The sequence below is a fragment of the Myroides sp. LJL116 genome (assembly GCF_054871685.1).
In genome coordinates, this window is record NZ_JBTXLR010000004.1 from 63,490 (window position 1) to 85,125 (window position 21,636).

18 protein-coding genes are annotated in these 21,636 nt (G+C 33.6%); 7 read left to right on the plus strand and 11 right to left on the minus strand.

Going from position 1 to position 21,636, the window contains the following annotated elements:
• Nucleotides 1–54 precede the first annotated feature (54 nt).
• Genes ccoG through ACYSNM_RS04870 form a run of 3 tightly spaced genes read left to right on the plus strand, consistent with a single transcriptional unit; the run spans nt 55 to nt 2,666 of the window.
• Entirely contained in the window at nt 55–1,476 is a 1,422-nt protein-coding gene (gene ccoG / locus ACYSNM_RS04860; protein ID WP_461755865.1) for a cytochrome c oxidase accessory protein CcoG, read from the plus strand.
• Between the two features lie 21 nt (nt 1,477–1,497).
• Nucleotides 1,498–1,956, plus strand: coding sequence for a FixH family protein (locus tag ACYSNM_RS04865; protein ID WP_461755866.1), 459 nt, complete (start codon nt 1,498–1,500; stop codon nt 1,954–1,956).
• Between the two features lie 11 nt (nt 1,957–1,967).
• Nucleotides 1,968–2,666: a sulfite exporter TauE/SafE family protein gene (locus ACYSNM_RS04870; RefSeq protein WP_461755867.1), complete on the plus strand. Its 699-nt coding sequence runs from the start codon at nt 1,968–1,970 to the stop codon at nt 2,664–2,666.
• A gap of 461 nt (nt 2,667–3,127) precedes the next feature.
• Here the strand turns inward: ACYSNM_RS04870 and ACYSNM_RS04875 are convergent, their stop codons facing one another.
• The 8 genes from ACYSNM_RS04875 to bshC form a co-directional block, all read right to left on the minus strand.
• On the minus strand, nt 3,128–3,742 hold the full coding sequence (locus ACYSNM_RS04875; protein ID WP_461755868.1) for a WbqC family protein: 615 nt from the start codon (nt 3,740–3,742) through the stop codon (nt 3,128–3,130).
• A 14-nt stretch (nt 3,743–3,756) separates the two neighbouring features.
• Entirely contained in the window at nt 3,757–5,325 is a 1,569-nt protein-coding gene (gene lepB, locus ACYSNM_RS04880) for a signal peptidase I (protein WP_461755869.1), read from the minus strand.
• Between the two features lie 20 nt (nt 5,326–5,345).
• Entirely contained in the window at nt 5,346–6,050 is a 705-nt protein-coding gene (dapB, locus tag ACYSNM_RS04885) for a 4-hydroxy-tetrahydrodipicolinate reductase (protein ID WP_461755870.1), read from the minus strand.
• 18 nt (nt 6,051–6,068) lie between these two features.
• Entirely contained in the window at nt 6,069–6,635 is a 567-nt protein-coding gene (locus tag ACYSNM_RS04890) for a DUF5683 domain-containing protein (RefSeq protein WP_461755871.1), read from the minus strand.
• Nucleotides 6,625–7,536, minus strand: a complete 912-nt coding sequence (locus ACYSNM_RS04895; protein ID WP_461755872.1) for a ParB/RepB/Spo0J family partition protein — start codon at nt 7,534–7,536, stop codon at nt 6,625–6,627. The genes ACYSNM_RS04890 and ACYSNM_RS04895 overlap by 11 nt, the downstream gene beginning before the upstream one ends.
• Nucleotides 7,537–7,562: 26 nt before the next feature.
• Complete coding sequence (locus ACYSNM_RS04900) at nt 7,563–8,327, minus strand: ParA family protein (RefSeq protein WP_461753523.1); 765 nt, start codon at nt 8,325–8,327, stop codon at nt 7,563–7,565.
• A 159-nt stretch (nt 8,328–8,486) separates the two neighbouring features.
• Complete coding sequence (locus ACYSNM_RS04905) at nt 8,487–9,359, minus strand: SDR family oxidoreductase (RefSeq protein WP_461753524.1); 873 nt, start codon at nt 9,357–9,359, stop codon at nt 8,487–8,489.
• Between the two features lie 75 nt (nt 9,360–9,434).
• A complete protein-coding gene (gene bshC / locus ACYSNM_RS04910) occupies nt 9,435–11,024 on the minus strand; it encodes a bacillithiol biosynthesis cysteine-adding enzyme BshC (protein ID WP_461755873.1) in 1,590 nt (529 codons plus the stop codon).
• A 125-nt stretch (nt 11,025–11,149) separates the two neighbouring features.
• On the opposite strand from bshC, the gene ACYSNM_RS04915 reads away from it, so the two are divergent.
• Together ACYSNM_RS04915 and ACYSNM_RS04920 are read left to right on the plus strand one after the other, a co-directional pair.
• Nucleotides 11,150–13,348 carry a B12-binding domain-containing radical SAM protein gene (locus ACYSNM_RS04915; RefSeq protein WP_461755874.1) on the plus strand — a complete coding sequence of 733 codons (2,199 nt, stop codon included), beginning with the start codon at nt 11,150–11,152 and terminating at the stop codon, nt 13,346–13,348.
• 156 nt (nt 13,349–13,504) lie between these two features.
• Nucleotides 13,505–14,287, plus strand: a complete 783-nt coding sequence (locus ACYSNM_RS04920) for a sulfite exporter TauE/SafE family protein (RefSeq protein WP_461755875.1) — start codon at nt 13,505–13,507, stop codon at nt 14,285–14,287.
• Nucleotides 14,288–14,384: 97 nt separating this feature from the next.
• Here ACYSNM_RS04920 and ACYSNM_RS04925 read toward each other — a convergent pair whose 3' ends face one another.
• The 3 genes from ACYSNM_RS04925 to htpG all read right to left on the minus strand — a co-directional run bounded on the left by ACYSNM_RS04925 (nt 14,385) and on the right by htpG (nt 20,292).
• Nucleotides 14,385–17,036 carry a hypothetical protein gene (locus ACYSNM_RS04925; protein ID WP_461755876.1) on the minus strand — a complete coding sequence of 884 codons (2,652 nt, stop codon included), beginning with the start codon at nt 17,034–17,036 and terminating at the stop codon, nt 14,385–14,387.
• Between the two features lie 211 nt (nt 17,037–17,247).
• On the minus strand, nt 17,248–18,216 hold the full coding sequence (locus ACYSNM_RS04930) for an EamA family transporter (RefSeq protein WP_461755877.1): 969 nt from the start codon (nt 18,214–18,216) through the stop codon (nt 17,248–17,250).
• A gap of 219 nt (nt 18,217–18,435) precedes the next feature.
• Nucleotides 18,436–20,292 (minus strand): molecular chaperone HtpG, encoded by a 1,857-nt coding sequence (gene htpG / locus ACYSNM_RS04935; protein ID WP_461755878.1) that lies wholly within the window; start codon nt 20,290–20,292, stop codon nt 18,436–18,438.
• 154 nt (nt 20,293–20,446) lie between these two features.
• On the opposite strand from htpG, the gene ACYSNM_RS04940 reads away from it, so the two are divergent.
• Nucleotides 20,447–20,905 carry a lipocalin family protein gene (locus tag ACYSNM_RS04940; protein ID WP_461753531.1) on the plus strand — a complete coding sequence of 153 codons (459 nt, stop codon included), beginning with the start codon at nt 20,447–20,449 and terminating at the stop codon, nt 20,903–20,905.
• A gap of 19 nt (nt 20,906–20,924) precedes the next feature.
• Complete coding sequence (locus ACYSNM_RS04945) at nt 20,925–21,626, plus strand: OmpA family protein (RefSeq protein ID WP_461755879.1); 702 nt, start codon at nt 20,925–20,927, stop codon at nt 21,624–21,626.
• Nucleotides 21,627–21,636: the final 10 nt, after the last annotated feature.

Consider the following 21,636-nt stretch of genomic DNA (forward strand, 5'->3'; position numbering starts at 1 on the left):
TAACAACATTACACAGGCTTTCTAAGGGCTATTTAATGTAAAAAAATATAAAGTATGCTACCACACAATGATGAAAGTTTTAGGGATTCTATCCATACTATTGGTGAGGATGGAAAGCGCGTTTGGATCTTTCCAAAAAAGCCATCAGGATGGTTTTATAATAAAAGGAAGATTGTAAGTTATGTACTTATTACTTTGCTTTTTATTTCTCCATTCATTAAAATTAACGGTAATCAACTATTTTTATTCAATGTAATTGATCGTAAGTTTTACATTTTTGGATTTCCATTCTGGCCACAAGACTTTTATTTAGTAGTAATATCCCTTATAATTTGTGTGGTTTTCGTAACCCTATTTACCGTCTCCTTTGGACGGTTGTTCTGTGGCTGGGTTTGTCCACAAACCATTTTTATGGAGATGGTTTTTAGACGAATTGAGTATTGGATAGACGGAGATAGAGGAGCTCAAATTCGATTAGAAAAACAACCATGGAATGCAGAGAAAATAAAGAAGCGACTTTTTAAATGGTTCATCTTTTTTGTTATTTCCTTTTTAATTGCAAATGTTTTTTTAGCCTATATCATTGGGAGTGATGTCATTTTACAAATGATACAAGAGGGCCCAGCTAATCATCTAGGACGCTTTATAGGTTTGCTAATCTTTACTTTAGTATTCTATTTTGTCTTTACTTGGTTTAGAGAACAAGTATGTGTAATAGCATGTCCTTATGGGAGATTACAAGGAGTACTTTTGGATAATAAATCTACCGTAGTGGCTTATGATTATGTAAGAGGAGAGGCAGAAAACGGTAGAGCTAAATTTAAAAAGAATCAAGATAGAACTGCAGAAGGACTAGGAGACTGTATCAATTGTTTTCAATGTGTGAATGTCTGTCCTACAGGAATTGATATTAGAAATGGAACTCAGTTAGAATGCATTAACTGTACAGCGTGTATAGATGAGTGTGATCATATGATGGAGGCAGTAAACTTGCCAAAAGGATTAATTAGATATGCCTCTGAGGATGAGATTTCCAAAGGGGAGAAGTTCAAAATTACTTTAAGACAAAAAGGATATATTGCTATCTTAAGTATTTTGATTGGATTAATGATTGGTATTTTATTTTTAAGAACCGATTTAGAGGCTACTGTTCTAAGGGTTGCTGGACAAGGCTTTACCCATGAAAGAGATTCTATTGGAAATATGTACAGCTTTAAGATTGTAAATAAAACCAATAAAGATTTTAATAATTTACATTTTAATCTAGTGATCCCATCCCAAGGTAAAGTGGAGGTAATTGGAAGTAACACTATTACTGTAGATAAGGATGAGTTTGCTCAAGGAGTATTACTTATTAAAATTCCTCAAGCTTTGATACAAAGCCATAACACCAAAATACGTTTGGATTTATATCAAAACGATACTTTAATACAAAGGACAAAAACGAACTTTTTAGGTCCTAGAGTAATGGATTAATACAATTTAAAAAACAATACAATGAAATTTAATTTTGGTACAGGATTAGTTATTGCAATGGGCCTATTTATGGTTTTTATTTTGCAATATGTTATACGAGTTCAATTTGACTCTAAATATGACAACGAATTAGTAACCAAAGATTACTATCAACAGGAGTTAGAAATCGATGGTAAAGCCCTAAGAGAAACTAAAGCATTAGCTTTACAACATCCTTTAGTAATCAAGCAAGATCCACAGGGGATCACTTTAGATTTTCCTATTGAATTTCAACCAGAACAAGTAAAAGGTAAAATATACTTTTACAGACCATCTAATGAAAAATTAGATTTTAATAGGGACATTGTCGTACTTCCAGATGCTAGTATGCATATTGGTGAACAGGATTTACTTCAAGGTAGATGGGATTTAGTGGTGGAATGGAACTACCAAGGAAACGAGTATAGGAGTGTAGAGAAAATTAATTGGAAACCTTTTTAAAATTGTAAATATTGCTTATTTCTGCCTTACTTCTCGGCCTAATTAGTTCTTTACATTGTATAGGGATGTGTGGGCCAATTGTAATGGTTTTGCCAATCCATACAAACAATCATACCACTAGAGTCTTACAACTTTGTACCTATCATTTAGGTAGGCTTTTAAGTTATAGCTTGATGGGACTTGTTTTTGGATTATTGGGTAAAGGATTTTTCCTAGCTGGTCTGCAACAGCAATTATCTATTCTTGTTGGAATAATGATGATTGTATATGTTTTAGTTCCAGTCCAAAAATTGGGTAAGTTAGGTTTTTTAAAACCAGTATTTCGCCTTGTGCAATACTTAAAAATGAAGTTAGGTGCTCAGTTCAAAAAAAAGAGTTACCGCTCTTTGTTTACCATAGGCTTTTTTAATGGTTTTTTACCTTGCGCAATGGTTTATGTAGCCTTGTTTGGAGCTTTAGCAATGCAGAATCTCTGGCTAGGTGGACTTTATATGTTTGTATATGGTTTGGGAACTATTCCTTTATTGAGTACTATCCTTATTGCAAGGGATTTATTTACTCCTAAACTTAGAAATGCTATTTTAAAGTATTACCCTATTTTAATTGTTCTATTTGGAATGTTGTTTATTGTAAGGGGATTAGGGTTAGATATTAGTTTTTTATCTCCAAAAACAATGAGTTTGTTTGTTCAAGAGAACCCGGTATGTTAATCAAGTCAATTATTTTTATTTTTCTATAAATTCCTTGCTCTACTTTAGGGGTTGTGTTAGAGGCATCTTGCTTAAAAAAAACAGCTTTATATAAAAGTAGATCAAACGTAAAGAAATCAGCTTTAGCCTTTGGGTTTGTAAGCTGATTTTTTTTTAAAAGAATAAATGTGACCTTTTCTACTTTTGTTGTCTAAAGAATAGCAATGAATCCAAAGGTAACCTAGTTTGAGTCAGTGGTAACCTTTGGAAGGTAAATGTTTTTTTTGTTTGTTGGACAATCTTACTTCATTGCTGTAAAGAAAATGATGCCGAGGCATGTTTGTTGGCCGAGGATTTACACTCTTTTTAATTTGGGTCTAGTAAACACTAGACTCATTTTTATTTTAGATATTATTTGGATAGATATCAAAAAAAATAGCACCTTAAAAAATTAAGGTGCTATTTTTTTATATTTAAAAGTCTTATAAAGTCTGATTTTTTAAATATTCAGTAGCTTGTCTAGCTTGGTTAAAAAGTAAATCTAAAATACTTAAATTGTTTAAAAAACCATACTTTTCTTGGAAGACTTGGCTATAACTTTCTAAGGTTGTAGTGTCTTTTTTTCCATCTGCTAAATAGCGAAAATCTTGGATGTTATCCTGTACTTGACTATGGTACTCTAAGGTTTTCTCATAATCTAGATTAACCCCTAAGCAATCACATACAATTTGATGTGTATCTAAGTTTAGATCCAACATATATTTGTATGGTTTGTCAAATACTTGACGAATATCATCTTCAAAATATTCAAAGAAAGGAGAAGTGCGGTAAGCAGCTTCTAATGTCTTAAAGTGCTGTTTCTGCCATCCAAAACTATGTTCGATTTGAGTGTCTTTAAAGGATCTACTTTCCTTAAGGTGTCTTACAGGAATATTAAGCATTTGTAGGCCATTGGCACTATAGATATACATTCTATTACGATTGGTCTGCTTTTGAAAATTATCGTGATTTTCAAAGTAGATTTTATCGGCTTGCATCATGGCTACATAATTGCTAATTGGAGCAAAATAGCACGGTTGAATAAGGATGTTATTCATGGTATTGTTAATCTCTATTGTTTGGTGTTATTTTTATCTTTTCTTTTCTTATAGGTAGTATATCCGAAATATCCTGCTAATAGAAGTAGAAAGTAAGGGAAATATGAAACTTGCTCTCCATTGCCATTAACGGTAGTGAATAAGCGGTTCCAACGTATTTTATCTAAAGGTTTAGACCATGGAACATTATGATCTAGGCTCATCCAAATAAACACTGGCTTGCCTACAATATGATCCTCTGGCACAAAGCCCCATATTCTACTGTCTTCAGAATTATCTCTATTGTCTCCCATCATAAAATAGTAGTCTTGTAAAAAGGTATAACTATTTGCTGGTTGATCATTGATATAAATTTGACCATCTTTTACCTGTAAAGTATTATTTTCATATACTTCTATTACGCGTTTGTAAGTTGGTAAATTTTCTAAGTTAAGAGCAATAGTTTCTCCCTTTGCAGGAATGTGTAAAGGCCCCATATTATTTGCAGTCCAAGTAGTAGAGTTATGTGGGAAAACATAACCAGGGTAAACTTGTTCTGGCAATCTTTGGATATTTTGTACTGCGCTAAATGTCTTTAAGTAATCAACATCCTCTTGGGTCAATGCTCTAAATCCAATTTTAGTTTTATCTGCACTGATATATCCATAAGGATCTGTTATATTAAGCTTTTTAGCTACTGCATTTAAGTCAAAGTTATCCCCGTTGGTGGTAATAAGGTAGCTAAACTGTATTTTGGCTCTATCGTTTAATTCTAATTTTTCTCCATTGATATAAACATAACCATCTTTTACGCTAATATCTTCTCCAGGTAAACCAACTGCTCTTTTTACGTAATTGGTTTTCTTATCAATAGGTTTGATAACTCCTGGTCTTGGATCATAGGTTTGCAATTTATACACCGTATCGGTAGGCCAGTTAAAAACTACAATATCGTTTTTCTGTATCTTTTGAAATCCAGGGATTCTAAAATAAGGTAAAGATGGGCTTTTTAAATAGGAAGGCTTTTGAGTAAATGGCATAGTATCGTGTACCATTGGCAAAGCTACCGTTGTCATTGGGGTTCTAGGACCGTAATGAAACTTACTTACAAATAAGAAATCTCCCACTAATAATGTTTTTTCTAAAGAGGAAGAAGGAATAGTGTAAGGCTGCATTACATAGGTATGTATAATAGTTGCAACAATAACTGCAAAAAGAATAGAACTAACTGTTTCTCCAGTAGATGTTCTAGGTTTTAAGTCTCTGTTTACTACATATTTTACATCCTGTGTGTAATTGATATAATAGATATACAATCCAAGAGTGGCTACTACTAAAACAGTATCTAAAGTAGTATTCTTCCCAAAACTTCTAATTGTTTCCACCCAAATAACTGGGAACATAATTAAATTAACAACAGGAATAAATAGTAGAATAACCCACCACCATGGACGGTTTATTATACGCATTAAAATAACAGCATTATATACTGGAATTAATGCCTGCCAAGGCTTAAAACCAGCTTTCTGATATAATTTCCAAACTCCTAAAAAGTGTATAACTTGCACCAATAGGAAAAATAAAAACCATTGTGTTATAGTCATGATAATAAGGTTTTTAAGAGTTATTTTTGTATGTTAAGCACATCGCTCATTGTGAAAACACCTTTTTTCTGGTAAATCCATTCCGCAGCAACCACAGCTCCTAGGGCAAAACCCTCTCTATTGTGAGCGGTATGTTTGATTTGAATTTGATCAATTTCAGAGTTATAATCCACTATGTGGGTACCTGGAACATTACCTTCTCTAATACTTGTAATAGAGATTTCTCTATCTAAAGGCTCTTGCATTGTCCAATTGTTATATTTGGTATTTGCTATAATTCCCTCTGCTATGGTAATGGCTGTTCCACTTGGTGCATCTAGTTTTTTAGTATGGTGAATTTCTTGTAGATCAACGTTGTATTGGTCTAAATGATCCATCATTTTAGCCAAGTATTGGTTTAATTCGAAAAATATATTTACTCCAATGCTAAAGTTAGAAGCATAGATAAATGCTCCGTTTTTTTGCTCTACATATGCAATAATTTCTTGGTAATGATCTAGCCATCCTGTTGTTCCACATATCACAGGAACGTTGTAATCAAGGGCTGTTTTAATGTTTTCAACCGCTACTTGTGGTAAGCTAAAATCAATGGCTACATCGGCATCTTCTAAACCTTCAAAGGAATTTTTACTGTGTTTTTTAAGCACAATTTGATGACCTCTTTCCAGGGCAATTCTTTCAATAATTTGGCCCATTCTTCCGTAGCCTAATAAAGCAATTTTCATAATAATAGTGGTTAGTTTTTAGAATTTATAGGATATGTTTACAGCATATTGCATTTGATGAACCGGATCAAATTTATTGTTTAATTCAAAAACCGGTTTGATGGTAAGGTTTTCATTGACGTTAAACTGGGATAAATGCGCATCCACATTGGCATCCACAATACTTAGAATATAAAAACCTACGGTAATTACAACAGAGAGGTCTCTGTTTCTTCGATAAAATTTTTGAGCATCTAATAATCTTTGGTTATCTAGCTCTCCAAAAATAGGATCATCTTTATCTACTATACCCTGCAAACGTCGTTTGTACTCGTTGCGGTAAGAGGTATATTGTTTTTGATTATCTGCCCAAAAGTAGGCTGGGATTCCAATACCGGCATAAACTAGTGGAACTTTCCAATAACTTTTGTTGTAAATTTGACCTAGGCCGGGTACAACACTGGTAAGAAAAGCCGCTCTTGCCGGGGCTAAAGCATCAATTTCTTGGCTATCTAATTCTTGTTTTTTTTCTTTTTTACTTTGTCCAAAAGTGTTTAAAGACAATAGAGTACAAAAGAATAAACATATAATAAATCTACTTTTCACTAGTTTCTAAAAGTTTGATGATACGATTTAAATCTTCTTCAGAGCGGAAAGGTATTGAAATTTTTCCTTTTCCATCATTGGAAACCTTGATATCTACTTTAGTACCGAAAAAATTATCAAAAGATTTACAATAATGACTATTAAGGTTAAAAGCATTAGCACTTTGTTTGGTTTTTTCTAAGGAATTTGTTGGATTACTTTGGTAAGATTTAACCAGTTGCTCTGTTTGTCGAACCGATAGATTTTCCTTGATAATTTTATGGTAGATTTGACTTTGAATGTCGGTGTCTTCTATGTTAATAAGCGCTCTCCCATGTCCCATAGAAATGAAACCATCTCTCATACCAGTTTGAATAATTGGATCTAAACGAAGTAAGCGTAAGTAGTTGGCTATGGTAGATCTTTTTTTACCTACTTTTAAACTTACTTGCTCTTGGGTTAAATCAATCTCACTCATCAAACGTTGGTAGGATAAAGCAATTTCAATAGGATCTAAATCATGGCGTTGAATATTTTCTACCAAAGCCATTGTTAATGAATCATTATCATTAGCAATGCGTATATAGGCAGGGATTTTCTCTAAACCAATTAAAGTAGATGCTCTAAGACGTCTTTCTCCAGCAATTAATTGGTATTTATTAAAATCGATTTTTCTAACCGTAATAGGCTGAATAAGACCTAATTCTTTAATACTAGTAGCTAATTCCTGTAGAGACTCTTCGTTGAAGTTTGTTCTTGGTTGAAAAGGATTTACCTCAATAGAAGTTATATCCAATTCAATAATATTGGCCACAACTTTATCCGATCCAAAATCACTTACAGATTTTATATCGTTGTCAGGGTCTTTTAATAGTGCCGATAAACCTCTTCCTAAAGCCTGTTTTTTAAATGCTTTTGCCATAATTAATTTATTTGCCGACTTTTATATTAATGATTCTTTCGTATAACTTCATGAGCTAAGTTAATATAATTAGTTGCCCCTTTACTAGTTGCATCATAATTTATAATACTTTCTCCAAAACTTGGCGCTTCACTTAGTTTGACATTTCTTTGAATAATAGTTTGGAATACCATATCGTGAAAATGTTTTTGAACCTCTTCTACCACTTGGTTAGAGAGTCTTAAACGAGAATCATACATAGTTAATAGCAATCCTTCAATATCTAAATGAGGATTATGTATTTTTTGAACACTTTTTATAGTGTTGAGTAATTTTCCTAATCCTTCTAAAGCAAAGTACTCACACTGAATAGGTATAATAACAGAATCTGCAGCAGTTAATGCATTTAAAGTAAGTAGACCCAAAGATGGAGCGCAATCGATAATAATATAATCGTATTGGTCTTTTATAGATTGTAAAGCTTGTTTAAGCATATACTCTCTATTCTCTCTATCTACTAATTCTATTTCGATGGCTACTAAATCAATATGAGCTGGTATCAAGCTTACATTTGGTGCTGTACATGGTACAACAGCTTGCATTGGAGTATAACTATGGTCTAATACTCCATAGGTTCCAATTTCTACTGTATCTACATCAACTCCTAGTCCAGAGGTTGCATTTGCTTGAGGGTCAGCATCTATAAGTAGAACTTTTTTCTCTAACGCTCCCAAAGATGCTGCAAGATTTACAGAGGTAGTTGTTTTTCCAACTCCACCTTTTTGATTTGCAACGGCAATGATTTTCCCCATTTTATTTAAATGAATTATATAAGTGGTAAAAATACGATTTTTTATGACTTGATAAAATCTTATTTATCAACACTTTGGGTAAAGTATTAACAAGTAGAAGGTTAAGAAAAAAAAATGTCATTTTAAGTAAAATGACATTTTAAGATAAGTATTGTTTTTTTATTTTTTTCGAATAGCCATTTCTAAGGCATCCCACATAGGCTCAGGGATTTGCTCTAACATATTGAACTCTCCAGCACCTTGAAGCCATTCTCCTCCATCTATAGTAACTACTTCACCATTGATGAAACTTGAGAAATCAGAAACAAGATATGCAGCTAAATTGGCTAATTCTTGGTGGTCTCCAACTCTTCTTAGAGGTACTTTTTGGGTTAAGTCAAATTTATCCTTTAAATCTCCTGGTAATAATCTATCCCAAGCACCCTTAGTAGGGAAAGGCCCTGGAGCAATTGCATTGGTTCTAATGCCATATTTTGCCCACTCTACGGCAAGACTTCTAGTTAGGGCTAAAACCCCTGCTTTAGCACAAGCCGATGGTACTACATAACCTGAACCTGTCCAAGCATAAGTGGTGGTGATGTTTAAAACTACATTGTTTTTTTGTTTGGTTTCTATCCAGTGTTTTCCAAAGGCAAGGGTACAGTTTTTACTTCCTTTTAAAACAATGTCAATAATTGTGTCAAAGGCATTAGCGCTAAGTCTCTCTGTTGGGGAGATAAAGTTACCCGCGGCATTATTGACAAGCACGTTTACCTTTCCAAATTTCTCTATTGTCTTTTCTAACATATCACTTACTTGGTCGTAGTGACGTACATCACAAGCAATAGGGTAGCATTGGCCTTTTGTGGCTTGACTTAATTCTTGTGCTGTTGCTTTTAATTTATCTAGATCTCTGGAGGTAATAACTACTTTTGCTCCTAATTCTAAAAAATAAGTAGCCATAGACTTACCTAGACCACTTCCTCCGCCTGTTACTACAATGACTTTGTCTTGTAAAGCGTCTTGTTGAAGCATTTTTTGGGTGAAACTCATAAAAGATTATTTTTGGTTAGACATCTAATATATGCAAAAAAAAAGATATATGCATGCATATATCTTTTATGGTATTTATAAAATAATTAGATCAAAATTGTGGTCTAAAGGATCTAGCTTTTCTATTAATTCTTGAACAAGATTTGGACCGTATTCTATGTAAAAACTACTGAAATTACTGTTTCTCTCTTGCAATGAGCCAGAGGGGAATAGTTCATTTTGAATGCTAGCAATACGCTGTAGTTTATCCTTTTGGGCTTTTTTATCCGCTTTTAAAAGGCGTTTTTGTAAGTTATCTAAACCTTTAAGTTGCTTTTTTTCTTGTGCTAAAACAGCTCCTTTAAAAGATTTATCCGTTTTATCGCATAGGAGTAATAAATCTTGGAATTGTTTTTCTAAAAGTTGCTTTTGCGACTCGAAGTTAAAATCCACATTAGAGTACTCTTTTGCTTTTAAATTAATAAGAGCCTCTTGCTTTAAAAAGATATCTTTCCAATCTAAGTTTAATCGGTCTAATTTTTCTACTTGCTTTTTAGAGGCAATTAATGCAGAGTTTCTTAAACATAAAATAGGGAAGGTTACTTTATTTAAATCAAACACTGGTTTTAATTCTAACCAATAAGCAAGCTCTCCACCACCTCCAATATAACATAGGTTAGGTAAAATTACCTCTTGGTATAAAGGACGCATTATAGCATTTGGACTAAAGTTTTGCGGGTGGGTCTTTAAATGTTCTAATAGCTGTTCTTTTGTAAAAACAATATCGGTATTATTAACATGGTAAACACCATCTTGAAGGATAATACGCTCTCTTAGGTCATCTAAAATATAGAATAAATTGATATCTCTAGGGTTAACCTGTATTTGGTAATCCTTTAAAATAGCAAAAGTAGTTTCTACCTGGGATTTGGTTGTTTGCTCTAAAAGCTCTCTTTCTACATAAGGAGCGAAAAGCTGTTTCAGCTCTGCATCATCCCCATCTACAATAACAAGGCCTTGGTCAGTGAACAATTCATTGGCTAGGTATCTAGTTGCCTGTGCTAAATTCTCATGGTTTAAATATGCATCTTGAAATAAGTCCTTTATTTTTTTCGCATTGTTTCCTAGAGGAAGGTGAGCCGAGAAAACCTCCAAAACCTTGTCTAGTCCCTCTGTAGATAATCTTCCCACAGGACCTGTGCTTGACCTTTGCCAATTGATTTTCTTATCCTGGAAAAAGAAGTGGTTGATTTCATCAAAATCATGGTCTTCTGTAGCCATCCAATAAATGGGCACAAAATTATATTGGGGATATTTTTTCTTTAAAGTGGTACATAGATTTATAACCGAAATAATCTTATACAAAAAATACAAAGGGCCAGTGAATAAATTCAGCTGATGTCCAGTGGTAATTGTAAAGGTATTCTCGTGTTGTAATAAATTTATATTTTCTTGGGTTTTTAAGCCACAAGATACTGTGGAGTATTGTTTTTGTAATGCACTAAAAAGTTGAGCTCTATTTTTAGAAGAGTAATTCTCTTGCTTTTCTAGGATCTGAGCGTGGAAATTCTCTAAGCTTACAGCCCTATTATAAAGAGGTTCTAAAGTGCTTTTCTGGTTAAGGTAATCTACCATTAACTTAGAAAAGTAGCCTGAGTTTTGAAAAGTAATCGTATCGTTAGGCATAAGTATAGTCTATTTTTGTGCTAAATTAAAGAATTAAATCTGCCTACGGCTAGCTTTAACGTTGGGTTAATATATTTTATTGTCAGTTACAATATACTACCTTTGTAGCAAAATTCGAAATTAAAGTGAATACAACAATTACTCTTATTACTCCGGCCTTTACCCAATTAAATACTCCTTATCCTGCTACGGCTTATATAAAGGGGTTTTTAAATACCTTGGACATACCTAGTTATCAAGCCGATTTAGGTATTGAGGTGATCCTAGCGATTTTCTCAAAAAAGGGATTGACAAGGCTTTTTGACTATGTTCATCAAAATACAGAGGAAGTATCTTTAAATGTACATCGAATTTTAGCCTTTGAACAAGATTACATTGAGTCCATCGATGCGGTTATAGCTTTTTTACAAGGAAAAAACCCAACTCTTGCTCATGGTATCGTTCAAGGGGACTTTCTACCTAGAGCCTCAAGATTCGATCAGTTAGAAGACTTGCACTGGGCCTTTGGTGATATGGGAATTCAAGATAAGGCCAAACACCTAGCCACTTTATATTTAGAAGATTTATCGGATTTAATTCAAAGTAGTGTGGATACTAATTTTGGATTTAGCCGTTATGCAGAGCGACTTGGTCGTTCAGCACATAGCTTTGATGAGCTTTATGCATCTTTAGGGGAGCCGCTATCTTATGTGGATCAAATAGCCATAGAGATTTTAGAGCAGATTATTCAAAAGACCTCTCCTAAAATCATTGGTTTCTCTATTCCATTCCCAGGTAACTTATATAGTGGATTTAGATGTGCCCAATACATAAAGGCAAACTATCCTGATATTGCCATTACCATGGGAGGAGGATTTCCCAATACGGAATTAAGGGATTTAAAAGATGTTCGTGTATTTGAGTTTTTTGATTTTATAACCCTAGACGATGGAGAGGCTCCACTTGAGAATCTTATTGCATATGTAGAAGGTAAAATAGAGCTAAATGAGCTAAAAAGAACCTTAGTTTGTGTGGATAATAAAGTACAGTACATTAACAATCCACTTAAACACGATTATAAACAAAATCAGATTGGTACTCCAGATTATAGTGATTTACCTTTAAAAGAATATATCTCTGTTATAGAGATCGTAAATCCAATGCACCGTATGTGGAGCGATGGAAGATGGAATAAATTAACTATGGCACATGGTTGCTATTGGGGTAAATGTACTTTCTGCGATATTAGTTTAGATTATATACGCCTTTATGAACCGGTAACTGCCAAGTTAATTGTGGATCGTATGCAAGAATTAGTGGAACAAACCAGTGAAACTGGGTTTCACTTTGTAGACGAAGCTGCTCCACCTGCCTTAATGCGAGAGGTTGCTTTGGAGATTATTCGAAGAAAATTACACGTGACTTGGTGGACTAATATTCGCTTTGAAAAAAGCTTTACCCAAGATCTTTGTTATTTATTAAAGGCCTCTGGATGTATTGCCGTTTCTGGTGGTTTAGAGGTTGCCTCGGATCGCTTATTGAAATTAATCGACAAAGGAGTTACGGTGGAGCAAGTAGCCAAGGTAAATCGCAACTTTACTCAAGCAGGTATTTTAGTACACGCTTATTTAATGTACGGTTTCCCAACTCAAAGCTCGCAAGAGACCATTGACTCTTTAGAGATGGTTAGACAAATGTTTGAAAACGGGGTAATGCAAAGTGGATTCTGGCATCAATTTGCCATGACTGCTCACTCTCCTGTTGGTATGGATCCTAAGGCATATAAAGTAGAATCTTTATTAGCCAAAGAAGGAACCTTTGCCAATAATGATGTACCACATAGAGAACTTAATGGAAATGAGCATGAGAAATTCTCCTTTGGACTAAGAAAGTCTCTTTATAATTTTATGCACCATATGTGCTTAGATTGGCCTTTACAAGATTGGTTCGATTTCAAAGTTCCTAGAACTTCTATTGCACCAAATTTTATAGAGAACTGTTTAAATGAGCAGACCCTGCCAAACTATAAGCCTAATCAGAAAGTGTTTTATTTAGGAAGCCTGCCTTTTATAGAGGCTTTTGAGAAAAAGAAAAAAGGAAGGGTGTTTGAAATGGCTCATATGGTTTTACATACTAAAAAGAAAACCCTTGGTATAGATATGAACTTAAATCATGCCAATTGGTTCTTACATTTTGTACAGCAATTAGATCAAAGTCCAACTAGAACCTTAACCTATGCTCAAATGAAAGCTAGTTTTGAGGAGTTTACACAGGAGGATTTTGAACCGTTTTTATACAGTAAACCTTTTCAAAATATCAAAGAATTAGGATTGTTAATTCTTTAAAAAGTATGCAATAGAAAACCGATGAGGTTTTCTATTGTTGTTTAAAAGAGTCTTGGTTTTTAATGGGATAATAAATCAAGGCATAGGCCCGAAGAATTTAGGCTAAATCAAAGGGTAATTAGACTTTGTTTTTCTACATTTGTTTTTTTACTTCTTATGGAAATAGATATTTTATTGTATTTGTGTCTGATTGCATTTTGCGCAGGATTTGTAGATGCAATTGCCGGAGGTGGTGGATTAATTCAAACCCCTTTAACTTTAGCTATAATGCCTAATATACCTGTTGCAAGTCTTATTGGGACTCTAAAAATCCCGGCTTTCTCTGGAACTGCTATAGCCGTAAGGCAATACCTAAAGACAACTTCCATTAATTGGGTTTACTTCGGTGTTTTAGCAAGTATTTCTTTTTGTAGTGCATTTTTGGGATCCTTTGTGTTAACCAAAGTGAACAATGAATTTATTAAACCATTATTACTTATCATATTGGTCTTACTGTGGTTTTTTACTTATTTAAGAAAGGATTTTGCCCGTAAAACAATAGTAGCCTTAACCCAAAGAAGACAATACACTTATGGTATTTTAATTTCTATTATAGTTGGATTCTATGACGGTTTTATAGGACCTGCCACTGGAACCTTTTTTATCATGGGATTTGTATTTCTAGTGGGCTTTGATTTTTTCAAGGCTTCGGCTTATGCAAAGATGATTAATCTAGCTACCAACTTTGGTAGTATATGTCTGTTTTTATTAAAAGGCCAAATTATATGGAAAATAGCCTTACCTATGGCTTTATGTAATGGGATAGGGGGGTATTTTGGAGCCAAATTAGCTATTTTAAAAGGACAGGTGTGGGTAAGATATGTTTTTTTATTTATTATGTTTTTGGCTATTTGTAGATTTGGTTACGAGGTGGTAGATTTTGATTTTTTAACCAACTAAGACTTATAAGAGAATTTATTTTTTCCCTATATAAAACAAAAGTCACCTTCTAAAAGGTGACTTTTTTATGTTCTAAACCCAAAGGGGGTAGTGTGTTTTAATAATAGCTCTCTTGCTCACAAAGAGCTTGGTGCTGCTCAAAGTCTACAAATAATTGGCAAGGCGTTATTTGGTTTATTCCTAAGACATTACTCTTTGGATCCTCACGGCGAATTTTAGCCTCTAGGTGATAAAGCAAGGAATTATCGCTTTGAGTAAAGATGCGAAGATCCACTTTGTTTTTATTTTTATTCCATAGATAATACTTAGGTTCTTGCTCCTGAGAAAAAGAATCAAAATCGTATATGTCTTCTACTTTTTTAGAAAGTAGTTTAATTTCTCCTTGTACTAAGGATCCTTTGTTAAAGGTTACCGTTTTCTTAGGTTTACCGTCTTCAAAAAAGACAACATCTCCCTGTAAGAGATCATCTTGCACTTGGTAAGACAATAATTTGTCTTGTTCTTTATACCATGTTCTAGTGAAATGGTTTTCGGATTGAAAAACATCTTGAGCACTAATTTGCGGATCGGAATATGAATCAAATAGGTAGGATTTAGTTGTGATCCTTCCATTTTTATAGTTTGTTGTAACGGTGTAATAATAAAGTGATTCTTGTAAAAAACCATCATAAGGCTCTCCTTGTTTATATTCTATTTCAGAGATAAGAGTAGGTTCAAACAACACATTATAAGAGGTATATAGACCATCTTTTAATCCGTTTTTATAATGGATTTGTTCTTGTAGTTCTCCTTCAAAAAACACTTCTTCTTTAATCAGTTCCCCGTCTTGGTAGTACTCTTGGGAAAGTATACTAATAAAATCTGACACAGATAATTGTTGTTTTTTACCGTGTACTAGACCTTTTTGATATGGGATTTTAGTGAAATTATAAGAATCCATTAACCATACTTCCCCATTATAAGGTAAGCGATTTTTGTATTCTACCACACTAGAGCTTTGGTTGTGATAATCGTAAAATACCCCTTTTTTATTAAAGTCTATTTCCTTTTGTAGGAAGTAAGAATCAGGCGTTTTTTCTATGTCCTCACTCCAGTAATTATTCTCTTTCAAAGCGTAACTTTTTTGATGGGTCAATTGCCCATTTTCATACTCACTAAAGGAAATAGGAATGTTTTCTTTTGAAAATTCGATGATTGTTCCTTGGCCTTTTTCCCCTTCAAACTGTCCCATTAATGTATTGTTTGGGTGATAGTATTTAGCATTAGCTAAACTATCTTGGTAGTTAAAGTTGGTGTAATTGCTAAGCTCTCTAATTACTCCATTTGGATAGAAATAGGTTTTTGTACTTTGTCCCAATGCACTTATAACTTTTGAGGCAGGACGTAATTTTTGTGTAAAATCTTGGTTTGGGTAAAAAGTTATTACTTGGGTGATGTGTCCGTTTTTATAAGTGTCTTGTTGGGTTATACCAGTGGTTTCTAAAGAGAAATATTGTCCGTTATAGGGCTCTAAATAGCTAATGTTTTGAGGATTATATTCCAATGTTCCAATACTATTTTGCTGGAAATCATAGTAAGTACTCTTATGATCTTGGTAGTATTCAAACAGGACTTTAGTGTTTGGGTAATAGGTAGTTTGCTCTACAATTCTTGCATCTTTGTAGGTAGTTATTTGATCTGTATCGTATTTAGTACCATTAAGGGGGCTATAATCCTTATAAGTTAGGGTAGAGCGTAACTTTTGATTTGCGTCAAAATACTGTATAGAATCAAGTTGGCTGTTCGCATCGTAGAAAGAGGTTTCTAAAATAGGATTGAACTCTGAAGTGGTATCGTAATAACTTACACTATATAATTGATCGTCTTTATACTCCATGGTAGAGGCAATTCTATCTTGTGTACCGTTTTGATAGTCAAAACTATAATCTTTTCCATCTTTATAGTAAGAGTTATTGTTTATAAAATATTCTCCCATTATGTCCCCATTTTTATCAAAATAGATACTCTTGGTATATTCTGGTGAAGTAGTGGTAGTATATTTTTTAGCGCCATTGCTATAAAAACCTTCTATATTAACTTGTTGTGCCTTTTCATAGGTAGTTACAAAGTCTATGTCTAAACTTTGGTTAAAGGTCTGAGCTACTGTTCCACTATAGGGAGTACCATCTTGGTAAGTACAAGAATATAGTAAATCACCTTTTTTATTAAAGTAGTTGTTTTGGGTTTGTAGTGAATTTTCGTACTGGAATTCTTGGCGATTTAAAGGGTTTTCTAAATCGCTATATTGTATTAGTTTATACTCGCCTTTGTCTATTTCAATATATATGATTAGTCCCTGTTCTACGGTACTAATTTTACCATCTGTCATATATCCATTTTCAAATGCAACAGTAAACTTTTCCTTTGTAATGGGGTGATAGGAATCTACTTTATCGTATTGACCATCTTGATCAAAGAAAAAAACATTGGTAAGTAAATTTCCATTGTAAAAAGAATTTACTTCTCCAACCCAAACAAAAGTTTGATTATCCTCTATCATGGCTTTTCCCTGTAAGATCATCTGCTGGCTAGATAGATCATAAATACTATAGTAGGATGGAGTAGTTCCATGGTCGTTCTGTATCGCGTACTGGGTAGCATTTACTTTGTCGGTTATTTCTTTAGAAGCATTTAAATAGATGGTGTCCTTACTGACTTGTGCATAGGTAGCGCTGCAAAAAAGGATAAGTGGTAAGATTTTCTTATACATACTCATGGGATTTAATGCAGCTAAATTAGCACCAATAGACTTGGTTAATTTTTAAATTAACATTTTATTAAGGGTGAATCACTGAAAACCATGAGAGGATTATATATAAAAAAAGCTCCTTTTTTAAAAAAGGAGCTCTTTGAAAAATAAGTAAGTAATTTCAAAAAGGAAAGACCAAGGTTGTAAAGCCATCTTTCCTTTATTATTTTAGTTACTGCACTTTTTTTGAACCTAGTAAAATAGAAGAGTTCATTAAAAAGATAGCAGCTAGAATTAACAGTATTCCTACCCATTGCAGCCAAATCACTTGTTCTTGTAGTACAAAGTAAGCTACACTTACCGATACGGGTAATTCTAAAGAAGAAATAATACTTCCAAGACCTACTCCTGTATAAGGAAATCCCATGTTTAAAAATATAGGTGGTAGTATAGTTCCAAATAAAGCCAACAAAATTCCCCAAGAATAAAAGATAGACCAATTGAAATCGTGAATCGAAGTAGTATTGTCGGAGAAATAACCATAAAAATCTTGCATAAAAGAAAAGTTATTAGGTCCTATTTGAGTTATAAATGCGAACAATGAAACGATAATAGTAGCCCCGCAAAGCATAAACAAACTCCTTTTAGGAGCAGCTAACTCATTGGCAATTAAATTCGAACAAAGCATTGTTGTAGCAAAAGATAAAGCAGCTAAAAGTCCAAAAATGACTCCTCTTACATCTAGTTCAATATGGCTCTGCATTACATTAGTGGCTAAGACTGTGCCAAATAAAACCATAAAAACAGCTATTATTTTGGTTAGACTTGGAAATCGTTTAGTTAGAATACTTTCCATAACAACACCAATCCAAACACTTTGCATTAGTAAAACCACAGCAATAGAAGCATTGATATAACTAACCGATAAGTAGTATAAAACCGAGGTAAACCCCATAGAAGTTCCTCCAAGTATTAAATTTCTAATTTCTTTAGAAGTAGCTTTTTTTTCCGCAGTAGCTTTTTTTCTAAAAAAGTTAATCAAAAACACTCCAAGTAATCCCAGTAAAACTTGGGATAAAGTTACTTCAGGAGTAGTATAACCATGTTCATAGGCAAGTTTCACAAAAGAACCTAACATTCCAAAGCTAGATGCTCCTAGTGCAACTAGAAAAACGCCCTTTATTGTATTTTTTTGATCCATATTTAAGTCTTATAAAGTGCCGCAAAATTATCCTTTGCACCGCTATTTAAGAAGGACAAATGTCTTTTTGAAAATAATTTAATTTAAATAATACACTCCTTTGTGCAAAGTAGGGGGAAAGTGTCTTTTTTTGAGCTTATCTAAGGTAGATAAAAAAAACAGGAAAATAAAAAAAGCCTGCAAAACATTGCAGGCTAGGTATTTTACTTAAAATAGAGACTATTTTAAGTTGTTGAAGTTTCTTTTAATAAAAGCAGTTAATTCTTCTCCTTTTAATAGACCTTGAGATAATTTAGCAAGATCTAAAGCTTGGTTGATTTGAACTGTTCTAGCAGCTTCATCTGTATTATTGATAATAGCACTAGCTAAGTCCGAGTTGGTATTTACACTGATGTTGTAAATTTCAGGGAAGTTCCCCATACCAAACATACCACCGCCACCATTTTGGCTCATTTCTTTCATACGACGCATGAACTCTGGTTGAGTGATAATAAACGGCTCATCTTGGCTATCTAAAGACTCTAATTTTACTGTATATCTTTCTTTAGGAACAATTGCCTCTACAATATTCTTTAATGAATCTTGCTCATCTTGAGATAATCTTGAGATTTCTTGCTCGTCCTTTTTAATTAAGTTACTAATGTGATCAGAATCTACACGAGTAAAAGTTAGATCTTGGTTCTCGCTTTCCAATTTTTGGATTAAGTGAGAAACAATTGGTGAATCAAGTAATAAAACTTGGTAACCTTTGTTTTGAGCAGCTGAAATATAGCTGTGTTGTGTTTCTTTGTTAGAAGCATATAAGATAACTAATTTACCATCTTTATCGGTTTGGTTATCTTTAATTTTTTCTTTTAACTCTTCAATTGTGAAGTAAGTATCCTCTACAGTTGGGTACAACATAAAGCCTTTTGCTCTATCGTAGAATTTATCTTCTGAAAGTACTCCATACTCTAAAACAACTTTGATGTCGTTCCATTTTTTCTCGAAATCTTCTCTGTTTTCAGTAAATAATGATTTTAATTTATCAGCTACTTTACGAGTAATATAGCTAGATATTTTTTTCACATTACCGTCAGCTTGTAGGTAAGATCTAGAAACGTTTAAAGGAATATCTGGAGAATCAATTACTCCTTTTAACATCGTTAAGAAATCCGGTACAATCCCCTCTACGTTATCTGTAACGAATACTTGGTTTTGGTAAAGTTGGATTTTGTCCTTTTGCATTTGCATATCTGCATTTAACTTAGGGAAGTATAAAATACCAGTTAAGTTAAAAGGATAGTCCACATTTAAGTGAATATGGAATAACGGATCTTCGAATTGAGTTGGGTATAACTCTTTATAAAACGCTGTATAATCAGCATCTGTTAATTCAGAAGGCTGTTTTGTCCAAGCTGGGTGTGGGTTATTGATGATGTTGTCTTTTATGATTTCAACATCTCCTTCTTTTTCAGTAATAGTACCAAATTTAATTGGCACAGGCATAAACTTATTGTATTTCACTAATAACTCTTCGATCTTAGCATCCTCTAAGAATTCTAAAGAATCTTCCGCTATATGCAATACAATTTCTGTACCTCTATCTGTTTTATCACACTCTTCTAAAGTATAAGTTGGGCTTCCATCACATGTCCAATGTGCAGCAGGCTCATCTTTGAAAGATTTTGTGAATATTTCTACTTTATCAGCAACCATAAAAGCAGAATAGAAACCTAAACCAAAGTGACCAATGATTCCAGTGTCTTTTGCGCTGTCTTTGTATTTTTCTAAGAACTCTTCAGCTCCTGAGAAAGCAACTTGGTTGATATATTTTTCAACTTCCTCTTTTGTCATTCCAAGACCTTGGTCTTTTATGGTAAGAGTTTTATTTTCTTTATCTATTTTAACTTCGATAATTGGATCACCGTACTGTGTGTCTGTTTCTCCAATACTAGTTAGATGTTTTAATTTCAAAGTCGCATCCGTTGCGTTGGAAATTAATTCTCTTAAGAAAATTTCATGGTCGCTATATAAGAACTTTTTGATTAATGGAAAGATATTTTCCACCGTAACGTTAATTTTTCCAGATGTCATAAGAATGATTTTATTTATTTGACAATTAATTTACTAAATTTACAGTAATGAGGTCAAAAAAGGTGCCGAATCAATTTTGGCTGTCATTTTGGCATAGTTTTAGTAAGCAAGGTTACATAATTCGGAAATTATTACATATTTAAAAAATAAGCGGATGAAAAAATTATTTTATTTTGGTGCAATTGCACTATTTGTAGTCTCTTGTAAGCCTACTATGGATACAAAAAGCCAGGTAGGGTTAAAGGGAAGTTGGACTTTAACTAAAGTATCTCATATAGGAGGGGAATTTGTAAAGGTAAATTCTTTCAATATAGCAGATGCAAGTTGTTTTCAAGGTAGTCAGTGGAAGTTTGTTTCAAACAATAATACTGGTTCTTTAGCTTTAAATCAGGGTGGGGACTGTCCTAATTTTGATAGTAACTTTATGTGGAGCATTACTCCAAATGGTCTGTTCGAATTTAAATTTGTAGACCAAGGGGAAAAAGCAAAAAATGTTACTACAGGTTATTCCTTACAACTAACTAATCAAACAGGTTCTAGTTTTGATTTAGTAGACCAATTTTATTCAGGCGGACAAAGTTATAATGTAACCTATCACTTTGTTAGAAATTAATCTATATTAAATAGTAAAGATGAGAAAATTAGCGACAGTAGTATTGGCTTCAACTTTAATGGTAACAAGTGTTAGTTTTACAGGTTGTGAGTCTGTTAAAAATACAAATAAAACCCAACGTGGTGCTGCAATTGGAGCAGCCGGAGGAGCAATTATAGGAGGGATTCTAGGAAACAACCTTGGCAAGGGTGGGAATGGAGCCTTAGGAGCTATTCTTGGTGGAGTAGTCGGTGGAACTGCTGGTGGAATTATCGGTAATAAAATGGATAAACAAGCTCGTGAAATCGAGCAAACCATTCCAGGGGCTCAAGTGGAACGTGTTGGAGAGGGAATCAAATTAGTTTTAGGGGAAAACTCTGTGAACTTTGATTTAAATAAGTCCTCTTTAACTCCAAAGGCCAAAGAGAACTTAGATAAGCTAGCTGCTGTATTCAAACAAGAACCTAATACAGATATAAGTATCTATGGTTATACAGACAATACAGGTAGAGAGGAATATAACTTAAGTCTATCTAAACAAAGGGCTGCTTCTGTGAAACAATATTTAGTTCAACAAGGGGTTGCAGCTAACCGTATGACTACGGATGGTCTTGGTATTGCTGATCCGATTGCATCAAATGATACAGAGGCTGGACGTGCAAAAAACAGAAGAGTAGAGTTTGCTATTCGCGCAAACCAACAAATGATTCAAGATGCTCAAAACCAAGCAGGAGCACAATAATTTAAGAAAT

Excerpts from the sequence above, each read along its gene's own strand:
- ccoG (WP_461755865.1), top strand. The coding sequence starts at position 55 with ATGCTACCACACAATGATGAAAGTTTTAGGGATTCTATCCATACTATT.
- ACYSNM_RS04865 (WP_461755866.1), top strand. The coding sequence starts at position 1,498 with ATGAAATTTAATTTTGGTACAGGATTAGTTATTGCAATGGGCCTATTT.
- ACYSNM_RS04875 (WP_461755868.1), bottom strand. The coding sequence starts at position 3,742 with ATGAATAACATCCTTATTCAACCGTGCTATTTTGCTCCAATTAGCAAT.
- lepB (WP_461755869.1), bottom strand. The coding sequence starts at position 5,325 with ATGACTATAACACAATGGTTTTTATTTTTCCTATTGGTGCAAGTTATA.
- dapB (WP_461755870.1), bottom strand. The coding sequence starts at position 6,050 with ATGAAAATTGCTTTATTAGGCTACGGAAGAATGGGCCAAATTATTGAA.
- ACYSNM_RS04895 (WP_461755872.1), bottom strand. The coding sequence starts at position 7,536 with ATGGCAAAAGCATTTAAAAAACAGGCTTTAGGAAGAGGTTTATCGGCA.
- ACYSNM_RS04900 (WP_461753523.1), bottom strand. The coding sequence starts at position 8,327 with ATGGGGAAAATCATTGCCGTTGCAAATCAAAAAGGTGGAGTTGGAAAA.
- ACYSNM_RS04905 (WP_461753524.1), bottom strand. The coding sequence starts at position 9,359 with ATGAGTTTCACCCAAAAAATGCTTCAACAAGACGCTTTACAAGACAAA.
- bshC (WP_461755873.1), bottom strand. The coding sequence starts at position 11,024 with ATGCCTAACGATACGATTACTTTTCAAAACTCAGGCTACTTTTCTAAG.
- ACYSNM_RS04920 (WP_461755875.1), top strand. The coding sequence starts at position 13,505 with ATGGAAATAGATATTTTATTGTATTTGTGTCTGATTGCATTTTGCGCA.
- ACYSNM_RS04925 (WP_461755876.1), bottom strand. The coding sequence starts at position 17,036 with ATGTATAAGAAAATCTTACCACTTATCCTTTTTTGCAGCGCTACCTAT.
- ACYSNM_RS04930 (WP_461755877.1), bottom strand. The coding sequence starts at position 18,216 with ATGGATCAAAAAAATACAATAAAGGGCGTTTTTCTAGTTGCACTAGGA.
- htpG (WP_461755878.1), bottom strand. The coding sequence starts at position 20,292 with ATGACATCTGGAAAAATTAACGTTACGGTGGAAAATATCTTTCCATTA.
- ACYSNM_RS04940 (WP_461753531.1), top strand. The coding sequence starts at position 20,447 with ATGAAAAAATTATTTTATTTTGGTGCAATTGCACTATTTGTAGTCTCT.
- ACYSNM_RS04945 (WP_461755879.1), top strand. The coding sequence starts at position 20,925 with ATGAGAAAATTAGCGACAGTAGTATTGGCTTCAACTTTAATGGTAACA.